1 pseudogene is annotated in these 528 nt (G+C 60.8%); it reads right to left on the reverse strand.

Features of this window, described 5'->3' with window-relative positions:
- Positions 1-158 precede the first annotated feature (158 nt).
- A pseudogene (locus tag MF6396_RS28140) lies at positions 159-407 on the reverse strand (Tn3 family transposase); the annotation flags it as partial.
- Positions 408-528 lie beyond the last annotated feature (121 nt).

The following is a 528-nucleotide window of genomic DNA, read 5'->3' on the forward strand; positions in this document are numbered from 1 at the left end:
AAGCTTGAGCAGATCAAGCCCGACATCGCCACCTGGTGGACGTCCGGCGGGCAGTCGGCGCAGCTGATCAGCGACGGCGAAGTGGACATGATCCAGGCCTGGAACGGCCGTATCACCGCCGTACAGGGGTCGCCTCAGAAAACGGAAAATAAAGCACGCTAAGCCGGTTGCAGCGGTCGTAGCGGCCTGAACTTGCCCGCGCCGATCTTGGCGCTGCTGCGCCAGAGGTAATCGCCGGTGAGGTTGATGTGCTCCCAACCGAGCGGCGACAGGTACTGCAACAGCGCGTCATCAACGGCATGGCCGTTGCCACGCAGCGCGTGCGCAGCCCGTTCCAGATAGACCGTGTTCCACAACACGACGGCAGCCGTTACCAGATTGAGGCCGCTAGCCCGGTAGCGCTGTTGGCGCTGATGGAAAATTGACCCACCCTGCCGATTGAAATTTGACCCAGGGCGGATTGCTGATTTTGTTACCAGCAACTGTGGATAAGTCTACCAGCGCAGCTGCTGTTGCCCCCACTCCTTC

The organism is Pseudomonas sp. MF6396 (assembly GCF_002018915.1).
Classification (GTDB): Bacteria; Pseudomonadota; Gammaproteobacteria; order Pseudomonadales; family Pseudomonadaceae; genus Aquipseudomonas; species Aquipseudomonas palmensis.